Origin of the sequence: Sphingomonas sanguinis, from assembly GCF_019297835.1 — a bacterium.
Taxonomy (GTDB): Bacteria; Pseudomonadota; Alphaproteobacteria; order Sphingomonadales; family Sphingomonadaceae; genus Sphingomonas; species Sphingomonas sanguinis_D.
In genome coordinates this window covers 2,209,055-2,222,942 of the sequence record NZ_CP079203.1, presented here as the reverse complement: position 1 = coordinate 2,222,942, position 13,888 = coordinate 2,209,055, and the positions used below count along the sequence as shown (strand labels likewise).

12 protein-coding genes are annotated in these 13,888 nt (G+C 67.1%); 3 read left to right on the top strand and 9 right to left on the bottom strand.

What is annotated here, in order from left to right:
- Positions 1-169 precede the first annotated feature (169 nt).
- A complete protein-coding gene (dapF, locus tag KV697_RS10245; protein WP_219018096.1) occupies positions 170-1,105 on the bottom strand; it encodes a diaminopimelate epimerase in 936 nt (311 codons plus the stop codon).
- A 107-nt stretch (positions 1,106-1,212) separates the two neighbouring features.
- On the opposite strand from dapF, the gene KV697_RS10240 reads away from it, so the two are divergent.
- Both KV697_RS10240 and KV697_RS10235 read left to right on the top strand, forming a co-directional pair.
- A complete protein-coding gene (locus tag KV697_RS10240; protein WP_219018095.1) occupies positions 1,213-1,776 on the top strand; it encodes a helix-turn-helix domain-containing protein in 564 nt (187 codons plus the stop codon).
- Positions 1,773-2,558: a glutaminyl-peptide cyclotransferase gene (locus tag KV697_RS10235; RefSeq protein ID WP_219018094.1), complete on the top strand. Its 786-nt coding sequence runs from the start codon at positions 1,773-1,775 to the stop codon at positions 2,556-2,558. The genes KV697_RS10240 and KV697_RS10235 overlap by 4 nt, the downstream gene beginning before the upstream one ends.
- Before the next feature lie 6 nt (positions 2,559-2,564).
- Here the strand turns inward: KV697_RS10235 and KV697_RS10230 are convergent, their stop codons facing one another.
- Positions 2,565-3,320: a hypothetical protein gene (locus KV697_RS10230; RefSeq protein WP_219018093.1), complete on the bottom strand. Its 756-nt coding sequence runs from the start codon at positions 3,318-3,320 to the stop codon at positions 2,565-2,567.
- A gap of 192 nt (positions 3,321-3,512) precedes the next feature.
- Between KV697_RS10230 and KV697_RS10225 the strand changes: the two genes are divergently transcribed.
- A complete protein-coding gene (locus tag KV697_RS10225; protein ID WP_219018092.1) occupies positions 3,513-4,013 on the top strand; it encodes an Rrf2 family transcriptional regulator in 501 nt (166 codons plus the stop codon).
- Here KV697_RS10225 and KV697_RS10220 read toward each other — a convergent pair.
- From KV697_RS10220 to KV697_RS10190, 7 genes are all read right to left on the bottom strand, one after another.
- Complete coding sequence (locus tag KV697_RS10220; RefSeq protein WP_257575247.1) at positions 3,951-5,162, bottom strand: DUF1501 domain-containing protein; 1,212 nt, start codon at positions 5,160-5,162, stop codon at positions 3,951-3,953. The genes KV697_RS10225 and KV697_RS10220 overlap by 63 nt on opposite strands.
- 9 nt (positions 5,163-5,171) lie before the next feature.
- Entirely contained in the window at positions 5,172-6,683 is a 1,512-nt protein-coding gene (locus tag KV697_RS10215) for a DUF1800 domain-containing protein (RefSeq protein WP_219018091.1), read from the bottom strand.
- Positions 6,684-6,933: 250 nt separating this feature from the next.
- Positions 6,934-8,028: a phosphatidylinositol-specific phospholipase C1-like protein gene (locus tag KV697_RS10210; protein ID WP_257575246.1), complete on the bottom strand. Its 1,095-nt coding sequence runs from the start codon at positions 8,026-8,028 to the stop codon at positions 6,934-6,936.
- Positions 8,028-10,691, bottom strand: coding sequence for a TonB-dependent receptor (locus tag KV697_RS10205; protein ID WP_219018090.1), 2,664 nt, complete (start codon positions 10,689-10,691; stop codon positions 8,028-8,030). Before KV697_RS10205 ends, KV697_RS10210 begins: the two co-directional genes overlap by 1 nt.
- A gap of 298 nt (positions 10,692-10,989) precedes the next feature.
- Positions 10,990-11,766 carry a Crp/Fnr family transcriptional regulator gene (locus KV697_RS10200; RefSeq protein ID WP_219018089.1) on the bottom strand — a complete coding sequence of 259 codons (777 nt, stop codon included), beginning with the start codon at positions 11,764-11,766 and terminating at the stop codon, positions 10,990-10,992.
- Positions 11,763-12,146 carry a response regulator gene (locus KV697_RS10195; protein ID WP_219018088.1) on the bottom strand — a complete coding sequence of 128 codons (384 nt, stop codon included), beginning with the start codon at positions 12,144-12,146 and terminating at the stop codon, positions 11,763-11,765. Before KV697_RS10195 ends, KV697_RS10200 begins: the two co-directional genes overlap by 4 nt.
- Positions 12,143-13,738: a sensor histidine kinase gene (locus tag KV697_RS10190; protein WP_219018087.1), complete on the bottom strand. Its 1,596-nt coding sequence runs from the start codon at positions 13,736-13,738 to the stop codon at positions 12,143-12,145. Before KV697_RS10190 ends, KV697_RS10195 begins: the two co-directional genes overlap by 4 nt.
- Positions 13,739-13,888 lie beyond the last annotated feature (150 nt).

Genomic DNA, 13,888 nt, shown 5'->3' with positions numbered 1-13,888 from the left:
GTGGCCTTCGACTTCGCTCAGGCTGAACGGGGTTTGGGGTGATGAGGCGGGTGGCCGCTTCCTCGCTCGGTTTGCGCGGAGGGCAGGTTGGGGAGCCGTACAACTCCACCTCCGTTCACGCTGAGCGAAATCGAAGCGCACGTTCCACCCCTCGCCGCAGACGACAGGATCACCCCCGCTTGGCGGCATCCCAGGCGGCGATCTCGTCGGGGAAGTGCCGTTCCACCACCAGATCGCTCGCCGTTTCGGTCGTCAGGTCGACCTCTACCGAACCCGCCCATTCGTAGGTCGCATTGCCCGACAGCGTGACCATCCCGTCCTGCCCCGCAAAGGCACGGACCAGGCCGCCGCGGTTGAACACCACTGTCGGTCTGTCCCAGGCGATTCGCCCCGTCAGGCAGGCCGCATAGGTCGACGCCGCCATCGCGCTGCCGCAACTGTCGGTCAGTCCGACCCCGCGCTCGAAGGTACGGACGAACAGCGACTCCCCGCGCACCTCGACGAAAGACACGTTGGCGCGGTGGGGCAGCCAGTCGGGTGCGGCCTCGCAGATTTCGCCCAGCCGGACGAGTTCGGCTTCGTCCACGGCCTCGACGAAATGGACGAGGTGCGGATTGGGCATGGTGACGGCGGTAAAGCGCTTGTCGGCGTCGAGCATCGGCAGCACCGCCTCGACCAGCCGCTCGGGGGCGCCGTGGATCGGCCAGGCGGCGGTGGACAGGCCGGCGGGACCGGCGGTTTCGCGCACCGTATAGACGCCGGGCGCCAAATCCGCGTCATGCACCGCATCGGCGTGCGAGGTCTTCAACCGGACGGTGGCCTCCTCGATCCCCAGCGCCTCGAACCCCGCGCGCGCGACGCAGCGCACGCCGTTGAGGCAGGTTTCCGCCTCGCTGCCGTCGCTGTTGCGCATCACCATGCCGAACGCCGCGCGCGCGTCGCCGGGGACCAGCAGCAACAGGCCGTCGCCGCCCACCGGCCCGCGCCGGTCGGCCAGCGCCCGCGCGACGCCCGCCCATTCGGCCTCGCCCAGCGAAAGGTCACGCGCATCGATCATCGGGAAATCGTTGCCCGATCCATGACATTTGACGATCGCGAACCGCATGGCGATAACTCCGGCAAGACAGGCTGTGGCGCTTAGCCCAGCCGGACCCGCTTCGCCAGAGAGGCGGGCAGGGCAGACGGCCGGAAGGACGGGAGGGGAAGAAGGGGATGATTACCGCGATCCGCGAGGTGCGCCGGGCCAAGGGGATGACCCTGGACGATGTCGCCCGCGCCTGCTCTCCCCCCACCACGCCGCAGACGATCGGGCGCCTGGAGATGGGGACGCGCACCGTGTCGCTGCCCTGGCTGAACCGGATCGCCGCCGCTTTGGGTTGCACACCCGCCGATCTGGTGACACTGCCGATCCGCGAGACCCTGCCGGTCGCGGCGCTGCTCGGCCCGCGCGGGGCGGTGGCGCCGCGCAGCGCGCGTTCGGTGTCGCCGCCCTGCGCGACGCCGGGGATGCTGGCGGTGACGGTCAGCGGTGCGGTGGGCGACTACCGTGCGGGCGATGAGCTCTGGTGTGAGCCGCTGGGTCCCGATAGGTTCGCCGATGCCATGAATCGCGATATCCTCGTGCCCCGCGCCGCCGGTGGCTATGTCTTTGCCCGGCTGGCGGGCGTGATGCCGGACGCGCTGCACCTGTTGCCGCTGGAGCCGGGCGCGGCGGGGGTGACGATCGCCGCGCCCGCCTGGATCGCGCGGGTGGCGCGGCTGGTGCGCACGCTATGATCCGCGCCCTCCTATCACTGGCCTTCACGCTGGCTCTGCCCGCCGCCGCGCAACAGGCGGTGCCGCCCGCACCGACCCCGCCGCCGATCGAAAAGCCGGGCTTGGTCAAGGCTTATCCGCACGACCCCACCGCCTTTACCGAAGGGCTGCTGATCGCCGACGGCAGTCTGTACGAAAGCACGGGGCGTGAGGGGGAGAGCTTCATCCGCCAAGTCGATCTGGCGACCGGCAAGAAGCTGCGCCGCGCGACCGTGCCCGATGGCCTGTTCGGCGAGGGGATCGTCGCCTGGGGGCCGGAGCTGCGCAGCGTCACTTGGCATGGCGGACGCGGGTTTCGCTGGAGCCGCCCGGCGCTCAAGAAGCTGGGTGAGTGGCGCTATGACGGCGAAGGCTGGGCGATGACCGATGACGGGCATCACATCATCCTGTCGGACGGCACGCCGCGCCTGCGCTTCCTGGACCCCGCGACGATGAAGGTCGTCCGCACGCTGGACGTGACGGTCAATGGCCGGCCGCTCAAATATCTGAACGAGCTGGAATATATCGACGGGCAAATCTGGGCCAATGTCTGGATGACGCCCTATATCGTGCGGATCGACCCGGCGACGGGCGTGGTCGCGGGGGTGGTCGACCTGGGCGATCTGGTCGCGCGCGAGGGGCTGACCGATCGGGACTCCGTCCCCAACGGCATTGCCTATGACCGGGCGAAGCACCGCATCTTCGTGACCGGCAAGAACTGGCCCGAACTGTTCGAGATTCGCCTGCCCAACGCCGCGCGCTGATCGCGGTCAGTCGGTGTCGCCGGGATCGCGGAACAGCGCGAGGCTGAGCGCGGCGGCGATCGCGGCCGGGCGCAAGGCGGGATCGCGGGTCAGCAGCAGGCGGCGGCCGCGCCAGCCATTGGTCTCGACCAGCCCCGCCAGCCGTCCATCGGCTATGGCCAGGCGATAGCCCATCGGACTGCCGGTCTGGCCGCGCGCGCCCTCGACCCCATGGTCGGAGCGGAGTTCCAGATCGTAACCGTCGAAGCGGATCATACCGATGCGCGGCTCGGCAATCCCGTCCACGGGCGGTTGCGCGGCCAGCGTCAGCGTCCCCGCATCGCGCCCGTCCAGCCGATAGGCGCATTGCAGCCGCAGCGGTCGTCTGGCCATCGCCATGTCGATGCCGAACAAATGCGTCCGTTCCTCGGTCCGACCAAAGCGGCAACGCCCCTCCAGACGCCCCGACACCGCCCCGCCGTCGAGCGAGAAGGCGCCCAGCCCGAACCGCGCCACCTGACCCACCCGCACTTGCTCGGTGGGGGCGTCTCCTTCCGGACCCCAGCCCTGCGCCGCGCTGCCCGATTGCCAGGCGACATGGCCGATCGCGGCACCCAGCCGGAAGTCGCCCTCGTCGCTCCACGGTAGCCCATTGATCGGCAGCGCTTCCATATTTGGATCGCTGGCGAGCGCATCGAACCCCTGCAACCGCGCGATCGTACAGCCCGAAGTCGCCAGCAACGCCGTGGCCAGCACCACCCAGCCCATCCCGACCCGCTGCATCCGCTTATCCCCCGATCCTGATGCCGGAGACTTGGATACGACGCATGACTGGCGCGTTAACGTAGTATATGGGTATAAATATAACATGGATTATAGCGGAAAAGGCCGCCATGGTCCGATCCTGATAAGGTCTCCGTGTCGTTGCCCGAACGGTCGATGATGCGGCCCAAATGGATAAGGGAGCGCAGTTTCTTGCCGACCAGTACTCGTTTTGTCGTCTCGCTGCATATGCTCGCGTTGATGGCGGAGCATGGCGACACGCCGCTGCGCTCCGAGGATATCGCGGTCAGCGTCAATTCCAACGCCGCCGTGGTGCGCGCGCTGCTGCTGCGGCTGGCGGCGGCGGGGCTGACCCGCTCGCAACTGGGCAATCGCGGTGGCGCCATGCTCGCCAAGCCATCGTCCGGCATCAGGCTGGTCGATGTATACCAGGCGGTCGAGGACCGGAACTTCTTCGCCTTCCACCGCCAGCCGCCCGAGGGCGAGGGCATGATCGACCGGCATATCACCTCGAGCCTGGAGTCGATCCTGACCCCGGTGAGGGAGGCGCTGGAGGAAAAACTCGCCGGACTGACGCTGGACGACGTGCTCGACGATATCCGCGCGCGGGCCGGGGTCGAGACGCTCGAGTCAGACGAGTTTCAGATCGACCGGGCGCGTGTCGGGAAACAGCGACGCGAGGCGGTCGCCTGACAGCCCGAACTGCCGCTGGACCAGCCCGCCGATCAGCGTGCGGTAATCGGTCAGCACCGGCAGATCGCGATTCTGGTTGAGCGTGGCGGCGGACAGGGCGACCTGTTCGCCCGCCATGCGTCCGCCCGAGACGCCGCCGCCCATCACCCAATAGATGCTGCCATGGCCGTGATCGGTGCCCCGGTCGCCATTTTCGCGGAAGGTGCGGCCGAACTCCGACACGACGACGACCGTCGTGCTGCGCCATGCATCCGGCCCGATCGCCTGCGCAAAGCTGGCGAGGCCCCGTCCCAGATCGCCGATCCGGTCGGCCAAGTATCCGGTCGCGCCACCCTGATTGACATGGGTGTCCCAGCCGCCGACATCGACGAACGCCAGGTTGAACCGGTCGCGCATCAGCGTGCCGATCCGCTGCGCCGACAGGGCGAAGCCCTTGGCGGAGACGGCCCCCCGGCTGGCGGCCTTCATCTCCTGATCCAGCGTCTTGTAGACGGTGTCGCGCACGGTAAAGCCCTCGCTGACCGAGCGGGCCAGCTCCGGGTGCCCGGCATACATGCTCTGGATCAGCGCGGCCTGACGCTGGTCGATCGGCTTGCCGACATTGGCGAGCGCGAGATTGGGGATCGGGTCGTCGCCGCCCCGGAAACACAGCGGCAACTGGTCAGTAAAGGCGATCGGCTTGTCGCCGGTGCCCAATATGCCCGCCAGTCGCGCCATGAAGCCCGAGCCGTAATCGCGATGCCCGCCGACCGGCTGGCCCAGCTCGATCGTGTCCTGCGTCTCGAAATGGCTGCGGCTCATATCGTCGGTGCCCGCGAACGGCACGAAGGCGATCTGTTTCGCTTGCCAGAGGGGCAGGATGGAGTCCTTCAGCGCGGGGTGCAGCGCCCAGTCGGCGTCGAGCGGCAGCGGCGCGTTAGGATTGGCCGGATCGGGCTTGGGCAGTGCGATGGTCGGGCGCGACTGGTGGTAGAAGTCGCTGCCGCTGGGCACGACGATGTTCACCGCGTCATAGGCACCGCGCAGGAACACGACGAGCAACCGGCTGCCTGCCTGCGGTGCGGCAAAGGCGCGGCCTGCCATCACCATGGGGGCCATGGCGGCGGCGCCCAGCAACAGGTCGCGGCGGTGCATATGGGGAATCCTCATGCGATCCTCCTATCGGTGCATGAATTCGGGTGACGAGAAATAGAGCGCATTCCACTCCGCCGGGGAGCGCGCCTGGCCCAGCGCGGTCAGCGTCGGTTTGCCCAGCGTCGGCATGCGCGCGGCGAGGATGGGCGAATCCTTCAGCATGGGCACGGGGGCGGGCGGGGGCGGGGTGCCCGGTGCGGCGTCGGCGGGTTGGAACAGCCGCGCCGCGCCGTTCCCCAGCTGCCGCGCGATATCGAACCGCGTCGCCATCTGCCCCGGCGCGGACCAGGCGGCGCTCGCCAAGTCGTAACCGTCGGGCGTTTCGTGATCGTACAGCCCTTCGCCCATCTGGCGGATCCAGCCGACCACCGGCTGCGGGTTGGTGATCGCGCGGTCGCCATAGGCCAGCCGCACCGCCGAGAGCGTGTAGCCGACCGGGTCCTTGAACCCGCTGCCGAGCGACCCCGAAAACTCGCGCGAGCGGATCATGGTCTTCAGCACCTCGGCGATGGCACCATGCGTCTTGCGGAACGTCGCCGCCATCCGGTCGACCAGTACGGGCGGCGGATGGTCGCCCATGAAATAGGTCGCCAGCTTCAGCGAGACATGATGCGCGGTCGCAGGACTCTCCGCGATCAGGTCCAGCGCCTGCTCGACCTCGCCGAAGCCCGAGCCTTGGATGGTGTGACCCAGGAAATGCTTGGTGCCGAAATCGTGGCGGGCCGGATTGAACTCGAACAATCCCGCCCGGATGTAGAGCGGCTGAAGCGCGGGCTTCAGTTTCGGCGCATCGGGTTTCTGGTCGACGCCGACGCCGGTCAGGATGCGCGCCAGCTCCTGCACGTCCTGCTGGCTGTAGCCGGAGCTGACGCCCATGGAGTGCAGCTCCATGATCTCGCGCGCATAATTCTCGTTGATCTTGCCTTTGGCGTTCTGGTCGTTGTCCAGATAGCGCAGCATCGCCGGGTGGCGCAGCGTCGCCTCCAGCAGGTCGCGATACCGGCCCAGCGCATGGGCGCGGATCGTCTCTTCATAATCGCCGACCATCGCGCGGATGTCGCGCTTGCCCGCCTGGACATTGAAATGGTTGAACCAGAACCAGGTCATCCGCTCGCGCAGCTGATCGGGCGAATAGAGCGCGCGCAGGACGAAGCGTTGCCGCGCCTCGTCGGCCAGACCGTTCATCGCCTTCTGATAGGCTTCGCGCGCGGCCTTTTTCTGATCGGGGTCGGTGATCGCCTTCAGGTCGCGCTGCATCGCGTCGGTCTCGACCACCAGCGCGGCGACGCGTTCCTTCGAGATGCGCATCGCATCGATCTGCGCCTGCACCGCCGGGGGCAGGGGATCGAGCCGGTCGTCGAGCTGATGGCGCAGCCATGCGTCGCTGCCCGGTGCGGGGCCGGTATCGGACGCAGCGGACGGTCCCCAGCCCAGCCGTTCGGCCCAGGCCGCATCACGCGCGGTGTCGGCGGCAGAGGCCGGAACCGGGGCCATCAGCGCCGATGTCAGTAGCAGCCAGGAAGCGATCCGCGCCATGCCTCGCTCTCCGTTACCGCCTGCCGCCAACGGTTTGGGCGCAGGCTTCTTCGGAGGATAATATGCCGTGGGCAGGCTGAACCCCGGCTTGCCCGGACATGAAAAGGGCGTCAGCGGCCCTCCACCTTTCCTCCCCTGCAAGGGGAGGGGGACCATCCGAAGGATGGTGGAGGGGTGTCACCCTATCGAGGGCGGGACACCCCTCCGTCAGGCTGCGCCTGCCACCTCCCCTTGCAGGGGAGGAGAGTCATTACTTCGGCAACCTGCACCCCACCGGCTGCGTTACCGGGTTGCAGCGTTCCATCACCCCGCCGGGCAGGGTCACGGTGAAGCCGCGATTCCACCCCCGCGTCGGTGCACCGGGATAATAGTCGGTCGACACGGCCTGCGCACCGCTATCGATAGCGGCTTTTGCGCGAGCATGGTCGTTCTCGCGCGCTTCCTTCGTGTCGGCGTCGCTGCGGGTGCGGACGATGAAGCCCTGTTTCACCCACTCGCGAATCTTCGCGCCGTCGGTGCGCGGATCGCCGACGATCTCAACCGAGGCCTCGGGCTGGTCGGTGTCGTACCAGCCAAAGATCGGGCGACCTTTGAGCGAGGGATGCCCGGCGCGGTAACGGTCGGACACGTCTGCAGGCGTATCCAGCACGAAATAGATTTTGCCGCGCGCTCTCTCCAGCGTCGGCCAACCCCTGGTGGTGACCGCCTCACGCAGCGTCGGCGCATTCCCGCGCACATCGTCGGGCGTGATGATCCGGTTCGGCTTCAGCACGTCGCGAATCTCACCATCCAGCGCGTCGAGCAGCGGCGCGGTCAGCGGCAGCGGATCGGTGACGCCGGGCTTGTTGATCGGCCGGTCGGCGGCATTGATCGTCACCATGATCGGCAGATGGCGCGGATGCGCGCGCGACCAGGCGTCGATCTGGCCGATGCACTGCTTGAACGTCCCGCAGGAGCGATAATCGACCTCCGGGATGTGGAAGACCTTGAAGCCCGGCTTCATCATCGCGGCCTCGTCGAAGCCGGTCTGTTCGCCCGCCGCCTTCGCCATCGCCTCACCCTTGGGATGCGCGAAACGCCCGCCTTGCGGGTCGGCGAAAATGTCGATCTCCAGCTGGCGCACGCCGCGATCCAGCTGCTGCGCCAGCGTCAGATGATCGTAATCCAGCGCGGCGGCGAGCTTTGGATCGCGCCGTTCCAGTTCGGCAAAGACGGCAGGCGCGATCCGCTTCTTGTAGCTGTTGTGCGAACCGACGACCTGGATGTCGTTCATCCGAAGCGGCTTTTGCGGCGCCGGGGCGGCGGCGGTCGCGAGGACCGCCGCCAGAGTGAGGAAAGCCTTCATCAGAACTCCGCCCGTACGCCGAACAGGATCGTCCGGCCGTAATAGTTGATCTCGCCGAAGCGCAGGTCATTGTCGTTATAGGTGTCCTGATGCGCGCCCGCGATGTTGATCGCCTCCAGGCTGAGCGTCAGATTGTCGGCGGCGCGCACCGACAGCTGGCCGTCGAGCGAACCGAAGGCCGCGACATAGGTCGGCGCCTGCACCGTGCTGCCCGTGCTCGACAGATATTTGTCGCGCCAGACATAGGAGAGGCGGGCGGACAGCGGCCCCTTGTCGTAGAAGCCGACCAGGTTGAAGCTGTTCTTCGACAGGCCGATCAGCTGGTCCTTGATGGTGCGCGACCCCGCCGTATAGTCGGCCTTCACCTCGGTATGGGTGTAGGAGCCCTGCACGCCGAAGCCGTCGAACGGCGCGGGCAGGAAGGTGAAGACCTGGCTATAGGCCGCCTCCGCACCGTACACCTTGGCATCGCCACCATTGACCGAGGTGGTCAGGCGCACGGTGCCGCGACCCGGAATGTTGATCTCGGTATTCGACTGGGTGATGTAATCGTCCATCGCCTTGTAGAAGACCGCACCCGACAGCATGCCCGAGGGGGCGAAATACCATTCCAGCGACCCGTCAAACTGGGTGGCGAGGAACGGCACCAGCTGCGGGTTGCCGCCGCTGGCGGTCGGCGCGTCGGTCGACACGGTGATGCGCGGCGCGGTGTCGGTGACGTTGGGACGGGTCAGCACCCGGCTGGCGGCCAGGCGACCGACCAGCTTCGGCGACAGGTCGGCGCGCAGGTTGAAGCTGGGCAGGACGTTGTTGAACGTCTTCGGATAGCTGACCGGGGTGGCGGTGTTGCCGCTGGTCAGCGTACCGCTCGCCACCTGATCGGTGTGGACATAGCGGACGCCCAGATTGCCAGTGACGGGCACCTGACCCGCATCGAACTGGTAATCGGCGCGCAGGTATGCGGCGGCGATCTTTTCCGACACGACGAAGGACGAGCGGCGATCGCCATTGGTGATCGGCTGCGCCTGGATCGCGGGCGTGAAGAAATTGCCGACATAGGCCTGGGTGACGGGCACCAGCCAGTTGCGGAAGCCGTTGCCGCTGACGCCCGACAGGAAGTCGTCATAGGGAATCTGCTGATAGGCGCCCGCGCCCAGATTGGTCAGCGGCTGGTTGGTCGCGGTGTCGATCAGGTAATCGCGGCGGAAATAGTCGCGCTTGCGCCAATGATATTCGCCGCCCGCCTGCAGCTTCGACAGGAAACCGTCGAAATCATGACCGACGTCGAGGCGCGAATAGAAGTCCCAGTCCTTGCTGTCCTTGGGCGCGATGTTGAACTGGAACAGCTTGTAATTGGCCGGGTTGGTGACATCGACCGGCGTCGTGAAGGTCGGCATCGTCTGATAGCCGCCGCTGGCGTCATAGGTCAGCGGTGCGACGAAATAGGCTCGGCTGCGGACCGTACCGGTGCGGTAATCGGGGTGATAGCTGTGCGCCGCCGACCAGTTGACGCTGGCGGTGACGTGCCAGCGATCGGGGTTCCACGTCTGCTTCAGCCCGACGGTCAGCAGGTCGTGGCGGTTGAGGCTGTATTCGCGCGTGCCCATGAAGCGGACATTGTTGATCGTCGCCTTGGTGATGGTGTCACCGACGACGGTATAGCCCGGCTGGATCTGCGCCGGGGGCCCGCCCGCCGTGCCGCCGTCATCGGGATAGATGTCCAGGCCGAACTCGTCATAGGCCACGTCGAGCCGCGTCGCGATCAGGTCCAGCGTCGTCTGAAGCTCTGGCGTCGGCTCCCACTGGGCCGAGACGATGCCGGAGATGCGCTTGCGATCCTCGGTCTCGACGGTGGGGCGGGTGCGGGTCGGCGAGTAGAGACCGGCGGGGATGCCGCCCTTGTTGGCCGCCGTATAGCGGTCGGTCAGCCAGCCGAAATTCATGAAGCGGTCGTTGCGGACCGTCTTGCCCCAATATTGCGCGCCCGCGAGGATACCGAAGGTACCGTCGCCATTCTTCGCGCTGGTCAGCACGGTGACGTTGGGGCGGACCTCCTTGGTCATGGTGGTGTAGGTGCCGCGGATATTGACGGTCGTCTTGTTGCCGACCTCCAGCGGGCGGAAGGTCTTCACGTCGATATTGCCGCCCAGCGCACCCTCGCTCATGTCGGCGGTCGGCGTCTTCACCACGTCGATGCTGGAGGTGAATTCCGCAGGGAGCATCTCGAAGCGGAACTGACGCCCGGCGGCACCGCCATTTTCGATCAGGTCGTTCAGCGCGACGGTGCGGCCGTTCATCAGCGTGTTCTGGAACTGCGGCCCCAGGCCACGGACGCTGACATACAGGCCTTCGCCGCGCGGGCGGGTGATCGCCACGCCGGGGACGAGCTGCAATGCCTCGGCGACGTTCTGGGTCGGGAACTTGCCGATATCGGTCGAGCTGATCGAATCGACGCCATAGGCGGCACGGCGCTTGGTCTCGATCCCGGCGGCCAGGCTGCGCGCATAGGTGCCGTTGACGACGATATCCTCGCCCTCGGTCCCTGCGTCGCTCGCCTGCGCGGTCTGCGGCGGGGTGGCCGTTTCCTGCGCCTGGACGGACAGCGGCCCGGCCGTGAGAATGAGCGAAACCGATGCCTTCAGCAGGCTGCGAAACGTCAGCATGTTCTTGATTCCCCCTCGGCTGTCTTGCCGGTTCGGCGGGGGCGTTAGGAGCGGTCGGTGTCAGCTTGGCGTAAAATTGATGACGTCTGTGTGAAACGCGCCGAGGGGGTCAAAAATCCATCAGAATGATGCGAGATTGATGAGTATTCGGTTAAACCATGTGAATGTTCCTCCCCTTTAAGGGGAGGTGGCAGGCCGTAGGCCTGACGGAGGGGTGTCACCTTCTCGATAGCGGGGACACCCCTCCACCATGCTGCGCATGGTCCCCCTCCCCTTGCAGGGGAGGAATTTTCAGGGATCAGTCCGCCTTGGCCTGCGGCATGGTCTGGGTGCCCGTCACCTGCGGGCTGAGCCGGCCGATGGCACGTGCGGTGCGCTCGGGATCGCGCAGCAGCACGCGGCCCGATTTCCACATCAGGTCGCCGTCGCGTCGCGCCTGCTGGATCATACGGTTGACATGGACCGGGGTCAGGCCGAGCGCGTCGGCCAGCATTTCCTGGGTCAGCGGCATCTCGAAACTGCCGCCCACGGTCAGCCCGGCGAGCGACAGCCGCTCATAGATTTCGAGCAGGAAGTCGCTGATCCGCTCCTGCGCGTTCAACCGGCCGAGCTGGACGACATGACCCAGCAGATAGGCCTCGTCCAGCGCCTCGCCGACTGCATAGGCCTGGGTGAGGCCCGATCCGGCCGGGGCGGCGGGGGCGGGGCAGGCGACGCATTCGGTGATGGCCACGACGGTCGCCGGTGCGATCGGCCGCGCATGTTGCGCCGAGCCGATGATGTCGCCGGGCAGATAAAAGCTCATGAACTGCCGCCGCCCGTCGGGCAGGATGCGCACCCGCGCGGCCCATCCCTGCAGCAGCAACAGCGGGTCGGCCATCGGGCGACCGATCGTCTGGAAGGTGTGGCGCAGCGGATAGGTGAGCGCGCGGTCGGCGGCGGTGTCGAGCAGCGCCATGTCCGTGTCGGCCAGCGGAGTCAGCGCGGTCAGCCGGCGGATGGCGGCGGCGGCGATCCCCTCCGACGCGGCGGTCGAGGCGGAAGAGGGCGACAGGGCGGCGTTAAAAGAAGTCATGCGCATCCTTTGTCGGGTATCAGGGCGCCGATCGCGCGGATGATACGATCGGGCTGGAACGGCTTGGCGACGATCGACGCCGATCGATAGGGGGCGGGCAGCGCCCATTCGTCATAGCCGGTCAGGAAGGTCCAGGGCACGTCGCGCGCCGACAGGCGGTCGGCGATCTCGAAGGCGCGTTCCCCCGCCAGATTGACGTCGAGCACGGCGGCGTCGAGCGGCTGGTTCTCGGCCAGGTCGAGGCCCTGTTGCAGCGTGGCGACGGGGCCGACCACGATCGCATCGGCGGCACTCAGCGCGCGCTCCAGGTCGCGGGCGATGAAATACTCGTCCTCGACCACGAGAATACGCTTGTCGGCCAGCGGCGATCGGCGATTCATCCCTCGGTGCTCCGGTTCAGCGCGTCGGCATCGTCTGCGGTCAATGGTAGCGTTATCACGCACAGGACGCCGCCACCGCGAAATTCCAGTCTGGTCCGCGCGCCCAGCCCGTAAGGCAGGGCTTCACGGATCAGTTCGGTCCCGAATCCCTGACGAGCAGGCGGTACCGCCATTGCTGGTACACCCGTTTCATCCCATTTTACAATCAGTTCGCATTTGCTGTTTGATTTAAGTTCAATCGCCCAGGCAATCGACAGCCGTCCGGCGGGGTGGCGCAGGGCTCCGTATTTGAGGGCGTTGGTGGTCAGCTCATGGATCGCCAGCCCCATGGTTTCCGCCGTATCGGCGGGTAAAGACACGTCCGGCCCTTCGATCGACAGCCGGTCATCCTCGATCGCGCCCACGCCCAGAAGCTCGTCGCGGATGAGATTTTCCAGGTCGACCCGACCCGAGCGCGTCTGGGTCGCGACCACCTGGGTGCGCGCCAGCGAATCGAGTCGTCCGCGGAAATGATCCGCAATCTCGTCGATCGGCCCGCCGCTCTCGACCGTGCGGGTGAAGATCGAACGGACGATGGTCAGGATGTTGCGGACCCGGTGCTGCAACTCGGCGACCAGCGTCTCCTGCCGCTCGCGCAGGCGGCGCAGTGTGTCGATATCGGTCGAGGTGCCGAACCATTCGACGATAGTGCCGTGATCGTCGCGCACCGGGGTCGCACGCGTCTTGAACCAGCGATAGCGGCCGGTCTGGCCGTGGCGCAGCCGCCCCTCCATCGCCAGATTGCCACGCTCGCCCGCGCCCTCCCAAAAGCGTCGCGCGGCGTCGCGGTCGTCGGGATGGACGGCGGCCAGCCAGCCATGGCCCAGGCTCTCTTCGACGCTCAGCCCGGTCATCGCCACCCATTGCGGGCTGGTCCAGGTCCATTGGCCGTCGCGCGTCGCGGTCCAGACCAGCTGCGGAATACCCTCGATCAGGCTCAGCAGTCGCCGCTGGCTGGCGCGCGAGGCGACCTCGGCCCGTTTGCGCAGCAGCGCCTGGACGATGGCGGGCGCCAGCTCCTCAGCGATCGCGCGTTCGCGCTCGGTAAAGCCGGTCGGGTGGTTACCCAGCGCGAACATCGCGAAGGTCTCGCCATCGCGGCGCAGCGGCACCCCCAGGAAGTTGCGCAACATGGGATGACCCTCCGGCGTGCCCACCCGGTCGGGGTGGTTGGCGGGGTCGTTCACGATCATGCTCCGATCCTGAAGGATCACTTGGCCGAAAATGCCGTGGATCTTCATGCCGTTGGGCAACTGGCGCTGGCTGAAGTCGGGATCGTCGCCCGCATAGGCGGCCCAGCCGCGCTCGCTGATCGCGATATGGTCCAGCCGGTCGTGCGAGTCCCGCCGCTCGCCGAAAAAGCTGAACGCCGCGCCGGTGAGGTCCTCGGCCACCGCCAGGCAAAGCTGCCCCAGTTCCTCCTCGGTCGAGGCGCGCAGGGCCTCTTGGAGGATGCGGTTGATCCCCGCCAGCACATGCGAATCATGCGGCAGCGGCCCCCTGGGGGGAGCGGGCAAAGGCGTCTGCCCGTGGAGGGAAGCGAGTTCAGTCATGCGCGAAACAGTCCGATCGGCGTCAACGATCCCGGCCGGTGCGGGGTCCCCGATACACACGATTTCGGATCAACTGGCAAATGTCCGGGGCGGACCGATTGGAACGCGGGAACCGCCAGCCTCTCGCCTGACCGGCGGCGGGGGGTTATG

Coding starts and splice junctions, on each gene's coding strand:
- KV697_RS10235 (WP_219018094.1), top strand. CDS start 1,773: ATGATCCGCGCCCTCCTATCACTGGCCTTCACGCTGGCTCTGCCCGCC.
- KV697_RS10205 (WP_219018090.1), bottom strand. CDS start 10,691: ATGCTGACGTTTCGCAGCCTGCTGAAGGCATCGGTTTCGCTCATTCTC.
- KV697_RS10190 (WP_219018087.1), bottom strand. CDS start 13,738: ATGACTGAACTCGCTTCCCTCCACGGGCAGACGCCTTTGCCCGCTCCC.
- KV697_RS10210 (WP_257575246.1), bottom strand. CDS start 8,028: ATGAAGGCTTTCCTCACTCTGGCGGCGGTCCTCGCGACCGCCGCCGCC.
- KV697_RS10195 (WP_219018088.1), bottom strand. CDS start 12,146: ATGAATCGCCGATCGCCGCTGGCCGACAAGCGTATTCTCGTGGTCGAG.
- KV697_RS10240 (WP_219018095.1), top strand. CDS start 1,213: ATGATTACCGCGATCCGCGAGGTGCGCCGGGCCAAGGGGATGACCCTG.
- KV697_RS10200 (WP_219018089.1), bottom strand. CDS start 11,766: ATGACTTCTTTTAACGCCGCCCTGTCGCCCTCTTCCGCCTCGACCGCC.
- dapF (WP_219018096.1), bottom strand. CDS start 1,105: ATGCGGTTCGCGATCGTCAAATGTCATGGATCGGGCAACGATTTCCCG.
- KV697_RS10230 (WP_219018093.1), bottom strand. CDS start 3,320: ATGCAGCGGGTCGGGATGGGCTGGGTGGTGCTGGCCACGGCGTTGCTG.
- KV697_RS10215 (WP_219018091.1), bottom strand. CDS start 6,683: ATGGCGCGGATCGCTTCCTGGCTGCTACTGACATCGGCGCTGATGGCC.
- KV697_RS10220 (WP_257575247.1), bottom strand. CDS start 5,162: ATGAGGATTCCCCATATGCACCGCCGCGACCTGTTGCTGGGCGCCGCC.